Source organism: Pseudomonas eucalypticola (assembly GCF_013374995.1).
GTDB classification, from domain to species: Bacteria; Pseudomonadota; Gammaproteobacteria; order Pseudomonadales; family Pseudomonadaceae; genus Aquipseudomonas; species Aquipseudomonas eucalypticola.
Genome location: NZ_CP056030.1, coordinates 86,612 through 104,060, shown reverse-complemented (window position 1 = coordinate 104,060; position 17,449 = coordinate 86,612). Strand labels below are relative to the sequence as shown.

The window sequence follows — 17,449 nt, the reverse complement described above, 5'->3', positions numbered from 1 at the left end:
AGTCAGTTCAACAGTCTGAGCCGGTTCCTGCAGGAAGCTTCCCATGCGTTGTCTGCTGTTGCTTTGCCTATTGTTCACCTGCGCTCAAAGCCAGGCGCTGGACCGTTTCAAGGTAGAAGGCTACCTGTTGCCCAATGGCCTGCAGGTACTGATGAAACCAGGGGACGAGCGCGGCCACGTGGCCATTCGCCTGGTGGTGGGGGTAGGCTTCGACGACTTCCCCTGCAACCAGCGCGAACTGCCGCACTTGCTGGAACACTTGTTGTTCAGTGGTATCGACGGCAGCGGTGAAGGCGGGCTGGAAGAGCGCATGCAGGCCTTGGGCGGCGAATGGAACGCCTTTACCAGCGACAGCGACACCACCTTCGTGATCGAGGCCCCCGCCGCCAATCAGCGCAAGGTGCTTGACCTCCTGCTGGAGGTCGTCACCCAGACCCATATCGATCAGAAAGCCTTGGACATTTCCCGGCGTATCGTCGAGCGCGAGGACGGCGGCCACTATTCGCACCTGCAGCGCTGGCTGGACAAGCAGGGGGTAGGGCACGCCGCCAGTGACCAATTGGCTACCGAACTGGGGCTCAAGTGCAGCGAACGCTCGCCGGTGCGCGACATGACCCTGGAACAGGTCGAGGCAGTGCGCAAGGACTGGTACGCCCCCAACAACATGACCCTGATCATTGTCGGCGGGCTCGACAAGCTCATGCCCGCGTACCTCGAGCGTACCTGGGCGAGCCTCGCGGCCATCAAGCCTACCGACCACCCGGACATTCCCGTCACGCTGCACAGCGCGCTGTACGAGCGCAACCTCACCCACGGCTGGCTCGGCGATGGCGCCAAGCTGCACTGGTTCTTCCCCGAGCCTGCGCTGGACGACCAGGTTCCCGATGCCGCCCTCGACCTGGTGCAGGTCTACATGGAATGGGCGCTGTACAAGGAGCTGCGCCTGGACCACGAATTATCCTACGGCCCCTGGAGCCAGCGTGAAGCCTTGGGTGACACCGGGCTGCTGAGCCTCAATGCCGACCTGGACCGCGCTGACGTTGACCGGGCCCGCACCCTGGTGGCCAACATGATCGCCCGGCTCAAGAAAGACGGCCTGGAGGGTGCCACCTTCGAGCGCTTGCGCCAGGCCGCCATCTCGCGCCAGGCCTGGAGCGTGCAGGGCAACAGCCAACTGGCGGACTTTTACTGGAATGCCCTGCCCACCTACGAAAAGGGTCGCTTCGAAGACCCCACCCGGAGTTTGAAAAAGGTCACCCTGGCCCAGGCGGACGCAGCCATGCGCCAGGTCTTCGCCAGCCGCGGCTATGTGCGCATCGAGCAACCCCTGCTCAGCTACGATCAGCTCTACAGCCTGATCGTGGCGGGTGCCGTGCTGCTGGTGCTGCTCCTGCTCGGCTGGGCCACCTGGCGCCTCAAGCACCGCTAGCCGCGCAATCGCGCAGGTAAGTGGGTATCCTTGGCGGCGATTTTCACGCACCTTCCAAGAAAAGCCGAAATGCCCAAGCTGATCCTGCGCCTCATCGAACTCGTCAAACGCTACCCTGGCGTCATCGCCCTGGGCGGTTTCGTGACGGGCATCGCCAGTTTTATCCTGGTGGACCGCCAGGCCAAACTGGCCAGCTGGATCGCCGTGCTGATGCTGGTCAGCTGGGTATGGCTGATGTTCGAGCAGAGCGCGACACGCTGGTTCAGCCGCCGCTTCAAGCGTGAGATCCCCGAACCGTTGCTGCGCTATGCGACACAGCAGATCCACCAGGAAAGCCTGTTTTTCGTCCTGCCGTTTTTCTACACCACCACCACCTGGAACAGCGGCCAACTGGTGTTCACCGGCCTGCTGGGCCTGGCCGGCCTGGCTTCGATCACCGACCCCATCTACTACAAGTTCGTGGCTACACGACGCTGGTTGTTTCTGGCGCTGCATACCCTGACGTTGTTCGCGGTGCTGCTGACGGCGCTGCCGGTCATCCTGCACCTGACCACCTCGCAGAGTTACGAATGGGCATTGGGCACGGCCATGCTGTTGTCGGTGCCGAGCCTGGCGGCCAGCTTCCCTATCAACCACTGGCGGCGCGCCGTGGCCCTGGTGCTGGTAACGGCGGCAGTAGGCGGCGCGGGTTGGATGATGCGTTCGTGGGTACCGCCAGCGACCTTGTGGATCACCGAATCGGCCGTGACCCTGGACCTGGACAACAGCAAGCGAACCCCGGGCGACAGCGTCAAGAACGTCGCTGCCAGCCAAGTACGCGCCAACGGCCTGTATGCATACACGGCGATCAACGCCCCGCGCGGCTTGCAAGAACGCATCTACCACGTGTGGAAATTCAATGGCCAGGAAGTGGACCGCATCGCCCTGGACATCCATGGCGGCCGTGACGAAGGCTACCGGGCCTGGACCCACAAGATGAACCTGCCCCCCAACCCTGTGGGCAAATGGCAGGTGCAGGTCCTTACCGAGGACGGGCAGATGATCGGCGTGCTGCGCTTCAGGGTCACCGATGACAGTGCGCCTGCCGGGTAGCCCTGCACTCGGCCACAAAGGCGTCTAAGCTCGGAGGTATGACTATGCTTGCAGTCGGCGGCCAAGCCCATCTGGACACCAGCACACAGCCTCCGCGCCTGCGTATCGGCGGTGACTGGACACTCCCTCACTATGCACGCCTCAGGCACCTGACCCAGCACCTGGCCAGCCAGTACGACGCCACCACCCCCATCGACCTCGACCAACTGGGCGCCATCGACACCGCCGGCGCTTCGCTGCTGGTGGAACTGCTGGGCGCCGAACGCCTTGGCCGGCTGGCCGACACCGCCGTGCACCTGCCAGGCTCCAGCCGCGCGTTACTGCAAACCGTGCACCGCTCGCTGGAAGACTTTCATGAGCCCGCCAGGCCGCCGGAACTCAACGCAGCCGTGCAATTGCTCAGCCGCATCGGTACCGCCGTCGACACGGTCTGGCAAGACACCCTGCAACTGCTGGGCTTCGTCGGCCTTATCCTTGAGACCCTGGCACGGGGCCTGCTGCGCCCACGGCGCTGGCGCACCACCGCCGTGGTCGCACATATCGAGCAGACCGGCCTGGACGCCGCGCCCATCGTCGCCCTGCTGACGTTCCTGGTCGGCGCGGTGGTGGCCTTTCTCGGGGCCACGGTCTTGGCCCGCTTTGGCGCCAGCATCTTCACCATCGACCTGGTGGGCTTTTCCTTTCTGCGCGAATTCGGCGTGCTGCTGACCGCTATCCTCATGGCAGGGCGAACGGCCAGCGCCTTCACCGCGCAAATCGGTTCAATGAAGGCCAACGAGGAGATCGATGCCCTGCGCACCCTGGGCCTGGACCCAGTGGAGCTGCTGGTGGTACCGCGGGTACTGGCGCTGACGGTGGCGTTGCCGGCGTTGACCTTCCTGGCCATGCTCTGCGGCATCATCGGAGGCGGGGTGGTCTGTGCGTGGTCACTGGGGATTTCCCCGGCGATGTTCCTGTCCAAGCTACAGACCGACATCGCCGTGCAGCATTTTCTGGTGGGCCTGGTCAAAGCGCCGGTGTTCGCCTTTCTGATCGCCGCCATCGGTTGCCTGGAAGGCTTCAAGGTCAGCGGCAGCGCTGAGTCGGTGGGTGCGCATACCACCTCCAGCGTGGTGCAGTCGATCTTCGTGGTCATCGTGCTCGACGCAGTGGCCGCGTTGTTTTTCATGGAGATGGGTTGGTGAACTGGACGGTAGCAGCGCCCCACATTCCGGTGATTCGCGTACGTGACCTGGGCAACCGCTTTGGCCGCCAGGTCGTGCACGAACACCTGGACCTGGACCTGAACCGCGGCGAGATCCTGGCCGTGGTCGGGGGGTCGGGCAGCGGTAAATCGGTGTTGCTGCGCAGCATCGTCGGCCTGCGCCGGCCCGATGAAGGTTCAGTCCAGGTGCTGGGGCAAAACCTCGCTGGCCTTGACGAGGCCGCCCGTTCGCAGCTGGAAAGACGCTTTGGCGTGCTGTTCCAGAAGGGCGCACTGTTCTCCTCCCTGACTGTTGCCGAAAACATCGCTTTACCCCTTATCGAACATGCGGGCCTGACCCGCGCCGACGCCGAACACCTGGCCTGCGTCAAGCTGGCCCTGGCTGGCCTGCCGCTGTCAGCGGCCAACAAATACCCGGCGTCCCTCTCCGGCGGCATGATCAAGCGCGCGGCACTGGCGCGCGCCCTGGCGCTGGACCCGGACATCCTGTTTCTCGACGAGCCCACCGCCGGGCTGGACCCCATCGGCGCGGCCGCTTTCGATCAGTTGATATTGACCCTGCGTGACGCCCTGGGTTTGAGCGTGTTCCTGGTGACCCACGACCTGGACACCCTCTACACCATCACCGACCGCGTCGCCGTGTTGTCGCAAAAACGCGTGCTGGTAGCCGCACCCATCGCCCAGGTGGCCGCTACCCGCGACCCTTGGGTACACGAATACTTCCACGGCCCCCGTGGCCGGGCGGCGCGGCGGGCTGCTTCAGTACAGAACGAGGTCTGAGATGGAAACCCGAGCGCACCATGTGCTGATCGGCCTGTTCACGGTGTTGATCGTGCTGGGCGGCCTGCTGTTTGGCCTGTGGTTGGCCAAGTCCAGCGTCGACAGCGCCTTCGATGACTACGAGGTGGTATTCAACGAAGCAGTGACTGGCCTGTCCAGGGGCAGCTCGGTGCAGTACAGCGGCATCAAGGTGGGTGACGTGGTGTTGCTGCGCCTGGACCCGCAAGACCCGCGCCGGGTACTGGCACGCATCCGCCTGACCAGTGACGTGCCCATCAAGCAGGACACCCAGGCAAAACTGGCGCTCAACGGCATCACAGGCACCTCCATCATCCAGCTCAGCGGCGGTACCCCGCAAAGCCCGGCGTTGAAGGGCGAGAAGGGCGCGCTGCCCATGATTATCGCCTCGCCGTCGCCCATCGCACGGCTGCTTACCAACAGCAACGACCTGATGGCCAGCGTCAATCAGCTGCTGTCGAACGCCAACCGGTTGATCTCCAGCGAAAACGTCGACCGTTTCAGCGCAACCCTGGCACATGTGGAACAGGTGACCGGTACCGTCGCCGAGCAACGCGACACGATCCGCCTGGCGATCAGTCAGATCGCCCAGGCCAGCCAGCAGGCCTCGGGTACCCTCAAGACCGCCAACGGCCTGCTTGACCAGCAAGGCCGCCAGACGCTCAACAGCGCCAGGCAGGCCATGGAGTCGTTGCAGCACAGTGCCGCCGCCCTGGATACCTTGTTGGCCAACAACCACGATGCGGTCAATGGCGGCCTGCAGGGCTTGAACCAGCTGGCACCGGCCATCCGTGAGCTGCGCGATACGCTCACCGCCCTCAAAGCCATCAGCCAGCGGCTGCAGGCCAACCCCAGCGGCTACTTGCTGGGCCGTGACCGTGACAAGGAGTTCGAGCCATGATCACTTCCGTGCACCGTGCGTTGCTGGTGCTGGCCTGCGCTGTGCTGCCGGCTTGCTCGATATTGCCCAAGGCGGAACCGGCCAACGTCTACCGCCTGCCGGTGGCTGACCAGCCTGTGGTTGCCCATGACGGCCCCAGGCTGCCCTGGACGCTGCGCATTGGCAAACCCCAGGCCAGTGACGCCCTCAACAGCCCGCGCATCGCTGTGCTGCCCCAGGGCGACCTGGTCAGCAGCTACAAGGGTGCGCGCTGGAGCGACCCGGCGCCGGTGTTGCTGCGCAACCGTCTGCTCGACGGCTTCAGCCGGGACGGCCGCCTGCGTGGCCTGAGCAACGACGACAGCACAGTCCAGGGCGACTATGAATTAGGCGGTGATCTGCAGGCATTCCAGAGCGAGTATGCGAGCAACGGCGTGATCGTGCGGGTACGCCTGGATGCGCGCCTGGTAAACGGCCGCAGCCAGCGCATTGTTGCCAGCCACCGCTTCGAGGTTACCCAGCCCGTGGCGGGCACCGCCGTGCCCAGCGTGGTGAGCGCTTTCGGCCAGGCCAATGACCGGCTCACCGGCCAGGTAATCGAGTGGGTCCTGGCTCAGGCCGCTGTGGCGCCGAAGAACCAGTAGCACACGGCGATGGCCGCCACCACCCCCGAGAATTCCGCCAGCAGCGCGCAGCCCACCGCGTGGCGGGCGCGCTGGATGCCCACGGCGCCGAAATACACGGCCAGCACGTAGAAGGTGGTTTCGGTACTGCCCTGAATGGTCGCGGCCACCAGCGCCGGGAAACTGTCCACGCCTTTGCTCTGCATGGTCTCGATCAGCATCGCGCGGGCGGCGCTGCCGGAGAATGGCTTGACCATGGCGGTGGGCAGGGCGTCGACGAAGCGGGTGTCCAGGCCCAGCCACTGCACCACATGGCGGATACCATCCAGGCCCAGTTCCAGTGCGCCCGAGGCACGCAGCACGCCAATGGCACACAACATGGCCACCAGGTAGGGCAACAGGTTTTTCGCCACGTCGAACCCTTCCTTGGCGCCCTCCACGAAGGTCTCGTACACCTTGACCTTGCGCAGCGCGCCGATCACCAGGAACAGCATGATCAGGCCGAACAACGTCAGGTTGCCTAGCACCGAAGACAGGCTGGCCAGGGCCGCCGCCGACATGCCCGCCAGTAACGCCATGAATGCCCCCAGCAGCAGCGCGCCAGGCACCAGGTAAGCCAGCACCACCGGATCCCACAGGCGCAAGCGTTGCATCACCGCCACCGACAGCAGACCTACCAGGGTGGACGCACTGGTGGCCAGCAGGATAGGCAGGAACACCAGGGTAGGGTCCATGGCGCCCTGCTGGGCGCGGTACATGAAGATGGTCACTGGCAGCAGGGTCAGGGACGAGGCGTTCAATACCAGGAACAGGATTTGCGCGTTGCTGGCGGTGGTGGTGCTTGGGTTGAGTTCCTGCAGCGAGCGCATGGCTTTCAGGCCGATGGGCGTGGCGGCGTTGTCCAGGCCCAGGGCGTTGGCGGCGAAGTTGAGGGTAATCAGGCCCAGCGCCGGATGGCCGCGGGGCACCTCGGGCATCAGGCGGGCGAACAGCGGCCCCAGTACCTTGGCCAGCCAGTCGACGATACCGGCCTTCTCGGCGATACGCAGAAAGCCCAGCCACAGGGTCAGGGTGCCGAACAGCAGGACCATGACCTCGACCGAAAGCTTGGCCATGGCGAAGATGCTTTCCACCATGGCGGCGAAGATACCGCTGTTGCCACCCACCAGCCATTGGGCCATGGCAGACACCGCCGCCACCACGAAAAAGCCGAGCCATAGGCCGTTGAGCATCAGTATTACCCCCAGAAGTTGCCGCGAATGATAGCGGCCAGGGCCCGAAAACGACAAACCCCGACGTTTGTCGGGGTTTGTGGGAGCGCGCAGTCTATGGCTGTCCGGGTTACTCGGAAACAGCCTTGCCTACCGCGGCTTCCTTGCTGCGCCAGTGCGGCAGCGAATTCCAGTAGCGCTGGCCCTTGGCGTCGTCGTACATGCCTTCCCAACGGGAGATGACTAGCACGGCCAGGGCGTTGCCGATCACGTTCAGGGCCGTACGGGCCATGTCCATGATGCGGTCGACACCGGCGATGAAAGCCAGGCCTTCCAGGGGAATACCCACGCTGCCCAGGGTAGCCAGCAGGACGACGAAGGACACACCCGGTACGCCGGCGATACCTTTGGAGGTAACCATCAGGGTCAGCACCAGCATCACCTGCTGGCTGATCGACAGGTCAATGCCGTACAGCTGGGCGATGAAGATGGCGGCGATGCTCTGGTACAGCGTCGAACCGTCAAGGTTGAACGAATAACCGGTCGGCACCACGAAACTGCTGATGGCCTTCGGCGCACCATAGGCTTCCATCTTCTCGATCACGCGCGGCAGCACGGTCTCGGAGCTGGCGGTGGAGTAGGCCAGTACCAGTTCATCCTTGAAGATGCGGAACAGCTTGAACACCGAGAAGCCGAACAGGCGGGCGACCAGGCCCAGCACGCCGATGGCGAAGAACAGGATGGCGACGTAGACCAGAATCACCAGCTTGGCCAGCGGCAGCAGCGAGGCGAAGCCGAAGTTGGCCACGGTCACGGCGATCAGGGCGAATACACCAATCGGGGCGTAGTTCATGATCATGTGGGTGACCTTGAACATGGTCTCCGACACACCCTGGAAAACCTTCACCAACGGCTCGCGGGTCTCGCCTGGCAGGCTCGACAGACCCAGGCCGAAGAACACCGAGAAGAAGATGATCGGCAGCATGTCGCCACGAGCGATGGCGGCGAAGATGTTCGACGGGATCAGGTTGAGAATGGTCGCGATGAAGGCGTGGTCATGCTGTACCTCGGACGTGGTCTTCTCGTACTGCGAGATGTCCACGGTCCCCAGGGTGCTCATGTCGATACCCACGCCGGGGTGGAATACGTTAGCCAGCAGCAGCCCGACAACGATAGCGATGGTGGTCACTACTTCGAAGTACAGGATGGTCTTGAGGCCAATGCGCCCCAGCTTCTTCGCGTCGCCGACCCCGGCGATACCCACGACCAGTGAAGAAATCACGATCGGGATGACGATCATCTTGATCAGGCGAATGAAGATGTCACCAGCCGGTTGCAGGACGTTACTGATCCACCAGGCTTTTTCGGCACTGAAATGGTTGAGCAGCGCACCGAGTGCAATGCCTAGGACCAGACCGATGAGGATCTGCCAGGCGAGGCTGAGTTTTGCCTTCTTCATATTATTACCCTTGCTTCAAGTGAATCCGGGACATCTGCGTCAGCTCCGCCAGAACCCGCAGGCTTGAGCCTTTGCAAGCTCATCAGGCAGGTGTGCGGATGCCCCCCGTAGAAGGTTTCGGGCAACCGCCACGAAGGCGCTTGCCAGCGAAAAAAGGCGCAACTATTCCCATGCGGGCCGCTGACGTCTAATGCCGTAAACGCCTACCCCATGCCGAATCGGCATGAGGTTTTTTGTCACAAACGGGCGTCACAACGGGTTGCGCCGCACTCGTTCGGATTCTCGAAAGCACCCGCAACGGTAAGGCACAACCGCTTTGCCCCCGGAATCAGGGTGCCTTCGAACGAATTGTTCGACAATCCGAACGCGGGTTTCGAAGGAAAGTGGTATGGCCGCAGGGAGAAAAATCGCGATGTACGGTCAGCGTCGCTGCGACAAATAGTCCAGGGCTCACCGGCGCCATGGCCGACCAGATGCAAAAAAACCGCCGAATCAGTCACTGGCGGTTCTTTCTTCAATGCCCGGCATTGTCAGCCCAGGTTCAAGCCCTCCGGAAGTCCGGCCATTGCTGGCGCAGGGACTTCCGTCGCAGCTTTCTCCTGACCCGGCCCTCGTCGGAGGTACTCCCTGTACCCCTAGGCCACTCCGATCAAACAGCGATCAAAACGGCCCGGCCCCTTGGTCATGCGTCGGCCCTCCTCGGGCGGGCGCAGGTTATAGAAGCTAAATCATTGAAAAGGTTCAGCTTCTGTAAAAAGACAGCATTAGTACCATTTCGGGTCTTTCTTCAACTCTTCCATCAACAGCCCCTGCATGCCTGAGTCAGGCTTACCCAGCCACCGATAGGTCGCATGGCGGGTTGGCGACTTGTCCGAGGGCAGGCCTTCGGGCACATCCACCAACATGCCGTACGCGTGCTTCTTGTTCCAGCTGAAGGCAACAATCAGCCGATGGTTCAAGCAGACCTGCTGGCTTTCGCACAGCGGGCCCACAAGGTACTTGTCTCCATCTTCTTCTACAGCCGACATCTGTTGCTCGGACTCGCCAGTGAGGTTCAGCACCCAGTCGGGTACGCGCTCCTCTTTCTTGACCACGCCCTGCCATGTCTCGCGATATTGCGGGTCACTGCTGAGCAGCCCGTTGACCCGCACCTGGCCGTCATTGGCCGCCATCGCCGTGGCGCCGCAACCCAAGAGCAGGGCCACGGCGACAGCCTTGAAGGTCACACTGTTCATGGTCAGCCCCGACCGCGACGGCCAAAGAAGAACGAGGCCACGAACAGCACCAGGAAGACGATGAACAGGATCTTGGCGATCCCGGTAGCAGCGCCAGCGATACCACCGAAGCCCAGCACAGCGGCGATGATGGCGATAATCAGGAATGTGACTGCCCAACTCAACATGGTGACTCTCCTTACCGTTTTGAAATGAGGTGCTGCGTACTGCAGTTCCCGCGCGAGGCGAGGCGTGATCTAGAACACCCAGCTCTGCTGGCGAACGCCCTGGTCACTGCTCTCGGCCCGCTGCAACTGGGCCTGGCCTTGGACCATAGGCTTGCCGATGGAGCTGACGGCATTGAAATGCTGGTAGCTGACGGCAGGGCGCGCTTGCGCCTGGGCTGCCAGGCGGCCTTGGTGCCAGTGCTCGAAAGCCTGGCCGGCAAGCAGAGTGATCATCAGCGCAAGAGTGACCGACAGACCCTGTTGGATCTGCTTGGAAGAGATTGGCAAATGGGTCAGACATTGGCTTCTCATCTGGTAACTCCTCTTGTGCGGGTGATCGACTCTGCCTGACAAGACTATTGCAGACCTCGTGCCAGAAATTTCCTACAAGAAAAGGTAACAAAATCAGGGGTTTGAGCGATTAGCGCGACGGTGTTTGGCGAGCAACCTGCACGATGGGTACTGGTTGCTCGGGCGTTTTGCACGACGGGCATCAGGCGCTGGTTTTCCCCGCGACCTTGAGCAGATCCGCATCCACACCACGCACACCGCGAATGTTGCGGGCGATGTCCACGGCCTCGGTCTTTTCCTGGGTGCTGGCTACGACGCCTGTAAGGGTGACCATGCCGCCCTTGGTATCCACCTTGATATTGATGCCATCCAGGTTGCGGCTATATAGAAGGCTGGCCTTGACCTTGCTAGTGACCCAGGCGTCGCTGAGGCTGTCCTCGGTGGTCTTGGCCTGCGCTTCGGCCCGGGTGGTCTCGGTGTCGGCGGCACCCAGGCTGATGAGGTTGTTCACCTCGGTGACCCCTGACGTATTGCGCGCCAGGTCACCGGCCAGCTGCTTGGCGTCCGCGGTCTGGGCATGGCCTTTGAGGGTCACCACCCCGCCCTGGGTGTCGACTTCGGTGTCCAGCGCCTGGGTGGCGCTGTTCCATAGCAGCTTGGACTTGATAGTGGCCGTCAGCGTGGCGTCGTCGAAGCGTTGCGCAATCTTCTTATGCACCGGGGGCTGGTTGGCCAGGGCCGGGTCAACGGTGAGCTGGTTGTCGACCTTGGTAATACCTGACGTCTGCAGCGCGATCTGTTCGGCCAGGTCGCGATCCACGTCGTTTTCCACCCGGCCCTTGAGGGTCGCAACCCCTTGCGCGACCGCAACGTCGATCTTGAACGGGCTCAAATGACGATTGAGGGCGAAGGCAGTCCAGATCGAACCTTCCTGACGAGCCGCCTGCAGTTGGCTGCTGACTTGCGCGGTGTCCAGGGTCGCAGCCTGGGCCAGTGCAGGGGCGAGCAGCGCGCTCAGGGAACAGGCGAGGGCGAGGCGTTTGAGGGCAAACATAAAGAGACTCCCGTGAAACAGACATTCCAGGGACTGTCGCAACCACCGTGCCAGGCGGTGGAAAGCTGTTTTCGCAGGCAAAAACAGCGGGTTAGCGCCGTTAGCAACAGATAGTTACCATGCAGGTCGCCGAATCAATCAGAATTGACCATGCAACTTGCCCGATTATTCTGAGACTAACCAAGATCATTCTTTAAGGAGCGTAGGAAAAATGGAAGCTGGCACGGGGCATCAAGGCCGAATCCTGTTGGTGGACGACGAGTCCGCCATCCTTCGCACCTTCCGATATTGCCTGGAAGACGAAGGCTATAGCGTCGCCACCGCCAACAGCGCGGCTCAGGCCGATGCACTGTTGCAGCGCCAGGTGTTCGACCTGTGTTTCCTGGACCTGCGCCTGGGCGAGGACAACGGCCTCGACGTATTGGCGCAGATGCGCATCCAGGCGCCCTGGATGCGGGTGGTCATCGTCACTGCGCACTCGGCGGTGGACACGGCCGTGGACGCGATTCAGGCGGGCGCCGCCGATTACCTGGTCAAACCTTGCAGTCCCGACCAGTTGCGCCTGGCCACTGCCAAACAATTGGAAGTACGCCAGCTGTCCGCGCGCCTGGAAGCGCTGGAAGGCGAAGTGCGCAAACCCAAGGACGGCCTGGACTCTCATAGCCCGGCGATGATGGTGGTGCTGGAAACAGCACGGCAGGTAGCGAGCACGGACGCCAACATTCTTATCCTGGGCGAATCGGGCACCGGTAAAGGCGAGCTGGCCCGTGCCATCCATGGCTGGAGCAAGCGCTCCAAGAAAGCCTGCGTGACGATCAACTGCCCCTCGCTGACGGCCGAGCTGATGGAGAGCGAGCTGTTCGGCCACAGCCGGGGCGCGTTCACCGGCGCCAGCGAGAGCACCCTGGGGCGGGTCAACCAGGCGGACGGCGGTACGCTGTTCCTCGACGAGATCGGCGACTTCCCCCTGACACTGCAACCCAAACTGCTGCGTTTCATTCAGGACAAGGAATACGAGCGGGTCGGCGACCCGGTTACCCGCCGGGCAGACGTGCGCATTCTGGCGGCCACCAACCTCAACCTGGAGGACATGGTGCGCGAGGGTCGTTTCCGCGAAGACCTGCTGTACCGCCTGAACGTCATCACCTTGCACCTGCCGCCCCTGCGCGAGCGCAGCGAGGACATCCTGATCCTGGCCGACCGCTTCCTGGCGCGCTTCGTCAAGGAATACGCGCGCCCCGCCAGGGCCTTCAGTGAGGAAGCCCGCGCCGCGCTGCTGAATTACCGCTGGCCTGGCAACATTCGCGAACTGCGCAACGTAGTGGAGCGCGCCAGCATCATCTGTGCCCAGGAACGTGTGGAGGTCAGCCACCTGGGCATGGCTGAGCAGCCGACCAACAATGCGCCGCGCATTGGCGCGGCCCTGAGCCTGGATGAGCTGGAAAAAGCCCACATCGGCGCCGTGCTGGCTACCAGCGATACGCTGGACCAGGCGGCCAAGACCTTGGGCATCGACGCCTCCACGCTCTACCGCAAACGCAAACAGTACAACCTGTGAGGTTGCCGATGAAGTTGCGAACCCGGCTGTTTCTCAGCTTCTCGGCGCTGATCACCGTGGCGCTGCTAGGGTTGGCGCTGGGCTTGGTCAGTGTCATGCAACTGGTCAAGACGCAGGAAGGGACCATTCATCACAACTTCGTCTCCCTGGACCTGGGCCTGAAATTGCGCCAGAACCTGGGCGACCAGCTGGTGATGCTGCTCAACGACCGGCCCGACAAGGCGGCACTGGATGAAGCCCAGCAGGAATTCCAGGACCTGATCAGCCAGGGCCTTGCCCATGAGCAGGGCCACGATGACCCGCCTGGCTTTGCCCAGACGGCCATGGACTACCAGAAATTCCTGTCGGTGTACCGGGCCAACTCGGCACCGGGCAACATCAGTGACAACCCGCCGCTGAGCGATGCGTTCAACGTGCTGCGCAACGGCCTGATCGACGCGCACAAGAAGGCGCTGGACAATATCAACGCCGCCCAGGAAACCACCCACCAGCGTGCCGTGCTGGTGTCCGCGTTGCTGGGCCTGGTAGGGCTGGCGGTACTGCTGATCGGCTTTTTCACCGCCCACAGTATTGCCCGGCGCTTCGGCGAACCCATCGAAGCACTGGCGACCGCGGCCGACAATATCAGCCAAGGCAATTTCGAGGTGGAACTGCCCCAGTCCAGCGCTGCGGAACTGACGCAGCTGACGCAACGGTTCGGCACCATGGCCGAAGTATTGCGCAAGCACCAGGAAACCAACGTGGACGAACTGCTGGCCGGCCAGCAGCGTTTACAGGCGGTGCTCGACAGCATTGATGACGGGCTGTTGATGATCGACCGCCAGGGCCGCCTGGAGCACCTCAACCCCGTGGCCCAGCGTCAGCTGGGCTGGGAGGACGATCGGGTGGGCATGGGCCTGGGCGAGGCGTTGCAACGCCCCGAGCTGGACGAGCAGCTGGCGCTGATCCTGCGTGGCGGCAGCCTGGAGCGGGCGCTGGAAGACCTGAGCTTCGACCTGGACGGTGAAACCCGGCTGCTGGCATACAGCCTGACACCGGTAACCCATACGGAGGGCCATATCCTCGGGGCGGTGATGGTGCTGCATGACGTCACCGAGCAGCGGGCCTTCGAACGCGTGCGCAGCGAGTTCGTGCTGCGCGCTTCCCATGAGTTGCGCACCCCGGTCACCGGCATGCACATGGCCTTCGGGCTGTTGCAGGAGCGCGTGCATTTCGCCCCGGACTCGCGCGAAGCCGACCTGTTCGACACGGTCAAGGAAGAAATGCAGCGGTTGATGCAGTTGATCAACGATCTGCTGAATTTTTCCCGCTACCAGAATGGCCTGCAAAAACTCACCCTGGCCCCCTGTGCCATCGACGATTTACTGCAACGGGCGCGGCAACGCTTCGATGACCAGGCGCACGAGAATGATATCCAGGTGGTCATCGAACAACAGGACGCCTTGCCGCGCCTGCACGCCGACCAGGCACAGCTGGACCGCGTGCTCGACAACCTGCTGGACAACGCACTGCGCCACACGCCGCACAACGGTCGCATTCGCTTGCAGGCCCGGCGCCACGCCGAGCGGGTCATCATCAGCGTTGAAGATAACGGTGAAGGCATTGCCTACGGCCAGCAGGGGCGGATCTTCGAGCCGTTCGTGCAGGTTGGCCGCAAGAAAGGCGGCGCCGGGCTGGGGCTGGCCTTGTGCAAGGAAATCGTGCAACTGCACGGCGGGCGCATGGGGGTGTATTCGCGACCGGGGCAGGGTACCCAGTTCTACATGACCCTGCCGCTTTGACGTGAACTTGCCCCGATAGGGCTATCGCTGTCCTTTTGGGGCGCCTTGGTGCTTGCTCAGGCCTCGTCATCCATTCGCCGGCCAATCATCCGCCGGCCGCGGGTCACCAGTTCACTGAACTGCCGAGCATTGAGCGGGTGGGCGAACAGCCAGCCCTGACCGTAGTTCACCCCTTCGCTGCTGAGCAGCAAGGCCTGGGCCTCGAACTCGATGCCCTCGGCAATCACCCGCAGTTGCAGAGCGTGAGCCATGCGGATGATATGGGGGGCCACGCCACTGCTGGCGGCATCATGGCCCAACGCATCGATGAACGCTTTATCGATCTTCAGGCAATCCACAGGCAAGGTCTGCAAATAGGCCAGGCTGCAATAGCCGGTGCCAAAATCGTCGATCAGCACCTGGTGGCCCACGTCACGCAAGGCCTGCAGGTTGTCGCGGGCCACCACGACATCGATCAGTCCGCGCTCGGTCACCTCGAAGGCGATCTGGTGCGCGGCCACCCGGTACTGGTCCAGCAACCGCGCGACCACGCGGCCGATGCGCGGCACCATGACGTCGCAGGCGGCCAGGTTCACCGAGATATACAGATGGGGGTTGGCGCGAAGCAGCTGGCCCAGTTGCTCCAGCAACTGCTGCAGGACAAAGTCGGTGATCTCGCGAATCTGGCCAGTGTTTTCCGCCATGGGGATAAACAGATCGGGGCTGGTAAGGGTGCCATCGGGGCGCCGCCAGCGCACCAGTGCCTCTGCGCCCACGCATCGTCGGCTGTTCAGGTCGAAAATGGGTTGGTACAGCACTTTCAATTCGCCGCGGCGCAGCGCGCCTTGCAGTTCGGCGCTCATGGAACGGCGCTCGCGTATCTGCTGGAGCACGATCCAGCCCACGCACCATGACAGCAGCAGGCTGGCCGGGAACAGCGCCCACAACGCCTGGTTCATCTTCGGTAACACGCTGGTACGTGGTGAGATCAGCACCAGTTGGTAATCCGGGGACTTGGTGAACATGCGGTAGATCAACGAGTCATGAGTGACCACCAAAGGCTGCTGCGCGGGTGGGGGCCAGTCGGCGCTGGGCGGCCAGGCTTGAACCGGGCCCAGCACGGGGATGGCCCGCGTGCCTTTGTCCAGCACCACCAGCAGGCTGCCGCCGGGCGCCAGGTCGACAACGTCGGTCAGGTGGCCGCGGGACGTTGAAACCGTGAATGAACCGCGCGCCAGGCGCAGCGCCGCCAGGTTGTCATCGGGCTGGGTGCTGGTGTTCAGCCAGTAGCTATAAGTAGGCCCCTTGATGTCGGGGGCCCGGAGCGCATCGGCATTCTGCTCGCTGGGGCGGCTGGAACAGTGTTCTATACCGTCGCTGTAGGCGGCGTCGTAGACGAAGCGGTTATCGAACCCCACCTGCTGCAGCACGGCAAGCATCTGCGGGCCGCAGCCGCGCACGGTTTGCTCGTCGAGCTCATCGACGCTTTCGCGCAACTGGCCGAATATCTGCTCCAGCCGTTCAAGAAAGCGCTCGCCGCGGGCGTTCATCTGTTCGATTTCGGTTTGCTGGACCTGGTGCATGATCAGCCCCAGGCTGGCGCTGAGCAGCAATGCCGCGCACGCCAAGGCGGCTATTGTCGCCAATAGCCAAGGGCGATACAAAACGCTGCGAAAACGCACGAAGGCGGGGGACATGGGCAGAAATCCAGTTGCTTACCAAGAGGTATAGCAACTGGCGCGGATTTAGCCTGCCCGTTGGGCAGGGCCCCGTTAACGCTGGCTATTGAGCGCTTGCAGAATGGCGGCGGTTTCGGCATCGGGCTGGCCATCGAAACGCGCCGGGCGGAAGTGCATCTGGAAGGCGGCGATCACGTGGCGGGTGGTGACATCCAGCTCGCCGGTCTGCTCGATGGCGTAGCCCAGCCGCGCCAGTTCCTGCTGGTACCAGGCCATGCTGGGCGGGTTGACCTCGAAGCGCGGCTTGTTGCGGGCCACGGCCGCCGCGTCGGGCCAGATACCCAAACCATCGTCTGCCAAACGCTTCCAGGGGAACAGCGGGCCCGGGTCCTGTTTGCGCAGGGGGGCGATGTCACTGTGGCCAATGATATGGCGCGGCTCGATGTTGTAGCGCTTGACGATGTCCTTGAGCAACGCCTCGACGGCCTTGATCTGCTCTTCGCTGTACGGGTACCACAAGCGGCCATTGGGAGAGTCGGTGAACCCCGGGTTGACGATTTCGATGCCGATGGAGCTGGAATTGAGCCAGGTGCGGCCGTCCCACTCACTCTCTCCAGCGTGCCAGGCCCGCTGATTTTCATCGACCAACTGGTAGACCTTCGGTGGATTCAGGCCTACCAGGTAATGCGCACTGACCTGACCGTGAGTCAGCAGCGCCAGCGAGCGTTCGTCCGAGGCGGACGTGTAATGCAGCACCACGAACTGAATTCGGCTGTCATGGTTGACCGAAGGATGACTGCGATCGATGCTCAGACCAGTGGAGCAGCCCGCCAACGCGAGCAACAGCAGGGCACAGCCGAGGAATTTCATAGGTTGGAAGGCAACTTGGTGGGCAGTAATGCAATAGTATAACACACACCGCTGCGTTCCCTGAACGGTGTCCGGGGCGGACCACCCTGCCGCGCCCCGG

General features: G+C 62.9%; 16 protein-coding genes. 8 read left to right on the top strand and 8 right to left on the bottom strand.

The window, feature by feature from the left end:
- The first annotated feature begins 43 nt into the window (after positions 1–43).
- From HWQ56_RS00520 to HWQ56_RS00495, 6 genes are all read left to right on the top strand, one after another.
- A complete protein-coding gene (locus HWQ56_RS00520; protein ID WP_176569518.1) occupies positions 44–1,429 on the top strand; it encodes a M16 family metallopeptidase in 1,386 nt (461 codons plus the stop codon).
- 69 nt (positions 1,430–1,498) lie between these two features.
- Positions 1,499–2,521 (top strand): DUF5924 family protein, encoded by a 1,023-nt coding sequence (locus HWQ56_RS00515; RefSeq protein WP_158153101.1) that lies wholly within the window; start codon positions 1,499–1,501, stop codon positions 2,519–2,521.
- A gap of 38 nt (positions 2,522–2,559) precedes the next feature.
- Positions 2,560–3,705, top strand: coding sequence for an ABC transporter permease (locus HWQ56_RS00510; RefSeq protein WP_158153100.1), 1,146 nt, complete (start codon positions 2,560–2,562; stop codon positions 3,703–3,705).
- 23 nt (positions 3,706–3,728) lie between these two features.
- Positions 3,729–4,505, top strand: coding sequence for an ABC transporter ATP-binding protein (locus HWQ56_RS00505; protein ID WP_176572313.1), 777 nt, complete (start codon positions 3,729–3,731; stop codon positions 4,503–4,505).
- A gap of 1 nt (position 4,506) precedes the next feature.
- Positions 4,507–5,424, top strand: a complete 918-nt coding sequence (locus HWQ56_RS00500) for an MlaD family protein (protein WP_158153098.1) — start codon at positions 4,507–4,509, stop codon at positions 5,422–5,424.
- Positions 5,421–6,047, top strand: a complete 627-nt coding sequence (locus HWQ56_RS00495; protein WP_176569517.1) for an ABC-type transport auxiliary lipoprotein family protein — start codon at positions 5,421–5,423, stop codon at positions 6,045–6,047. The genes HWQ56_RS00500 and HWQ56_RS00495 overlap by 4 nt, the downstream gene beginning before the upstream one ends.
- Here HWQ56_RS00495 and HWQ56_RS00490 read toward each other — a convergent pair.
- The 6 genes from HWQ56_RS00490 to HWQ56_RS00465 form a co-directional block, all read right to left on the bottom strand.
- The gene (locus tag HWQ56_RS00490) at positions 6,017–7,258 is read right to left on the bottom strand and encodes a nucleoside recognition domain-containing protein (RefSeq protein ID WP_176569516.1); all 1,242 of its coding nucleotides are present in this window, start codon (positions 7,256–7,258) and stop codon (positions 6,017–6,019) included. The two genes, HWQ56_RS00495 and HWQ56_RS00490, sit on opposite strands and share 31 nt — an antisense overlap.
- A 109-nt stretch (positions 7,259–7,367) precedes the next feature.
- Positions 7,368–8,696, bottom strand: coding sequence for a glutamate/aspartate:proton symporter GltP (gene gltP, locus HWQ56_RS00485; protein ID WP_158153095.1), 1,329 nt, complete (start codon positions 8,694–8,696; stop codon positions 7,368–7,370).
- Positions 8,697–9,460: 764 nt separating this feature from the next.
- Complete coding sequence (locus HWQ56_RS00480; RefSeq protein ID WP_176569515.1) at positions 9,461–9,931, bottom strand: inhibitor of vertebrate lysozyme family protein; 471 nt, start codon at positions 9,929–9,931, stop codon at positions 9,461–9,463.
- A 2-nt stretch (positions 9,932–9,933) separates the two neighbouring features.
- Positions 9,934–10,098 carry a DUF1328 domain-containing protein gene (locus HWQ56_RS00475; RefSeq protein ID WP_008367262.1) on the bottom strand — a complete coding sequence of 55 codons (165 nt, stop codon included), beginning with the start codon at positions 10,096–10,098 and terminating at the stop codon, positions 9,934–9,936.
- Positions 10,099–10,167: 69 nt separating this feature from the next.
- On the bottom strand, positions 10,168–10,449 hold the full coding sequence (locus HWQ56_RS00470; protein ID WP_158153093.1) for a hypothetical protein: 282 nt from the start codon (positions 10,447–10,449) through the stop codon (positions 10,168–10,170).
- A gap of 181 nt (positions 10,450–10,630) precedes the next feature.
- A complete protein-coding gene (locus HWQ56_RS00465) occupies positions 10,631–11,482 on the bottom strand; it encodes a BON domain-containing protein (RefSeq protein WP_158153092.1) in 852 nt (283 codons plus the stop codon).
- Positions 11,483–11,693: 211 nt separating this feature from the next.
- On the opposite strand from HWQ56_RS00465, the gene algB reads away from it, so the two are divergent.
- Both algB and HWQ56_RS00455 read left to right on the top strand, forming a co-directional pair.
- The gene (gene algB / locus HWQ56_RS00460; protein ID WP_158153091.1) at positions 11,694–13,040 is read left to right on the top strand and encodes a sigma-54-dependent response regulator transcription factor AlgB; all 1,347 of its coding nucleotides are present in this window, start codon (positions 11,694–11,696) and stop codon (positions 13,038–13,040) included.
- Positions 13,037–14,821 (top strand): KinB sensor domain-containing domain, encoded by a 1,785-nt coding sequence (locus HWQ56_RS00455; RefSeq protein WP_158153090.1) that lies wholly within the window; start codon positions 13,037–13,039, stop codon positions 14,819–14,821. Before algB ends, HWQ56_RS00455 begins: the two co-directional genes overlap by 4 nt.
- A gap of 56 nt (positions 14,822–14,877) precedes the next feature.
- On the opposite strand, the gene HWQ56_RS00450 is transcribed toward HWQ56_RS00455, so the two are convergent.
- The gene (locus HWQ56_RS00450) at positions 14,878–16,497 is read right to left on the bottom strand and encodes an EAL domain-containing protein (protein ID WP_176569514.1); all 1,620 of its coding nucleotides are present in this window, start codon (positions 16,495–16,497) and stop codon (positions 14,878–14,880) included.
- Positions 16,498–16,572: 75 nt separating this feature from the next.
- On the bottom strand, positions 16,573–17,349 hold the full coding sequence (locus HWQ56_RS00445; RefSeq protein WP_176569513.1) for an N-acetylmuramoyl-L-alanine amidase: 777 nt from the start codon (positions 17,347–17,349) through the stop codon (positions 16,573–16,575).
- Positions 17,350–17,449 lie beyond the last annotated feature (100 nt).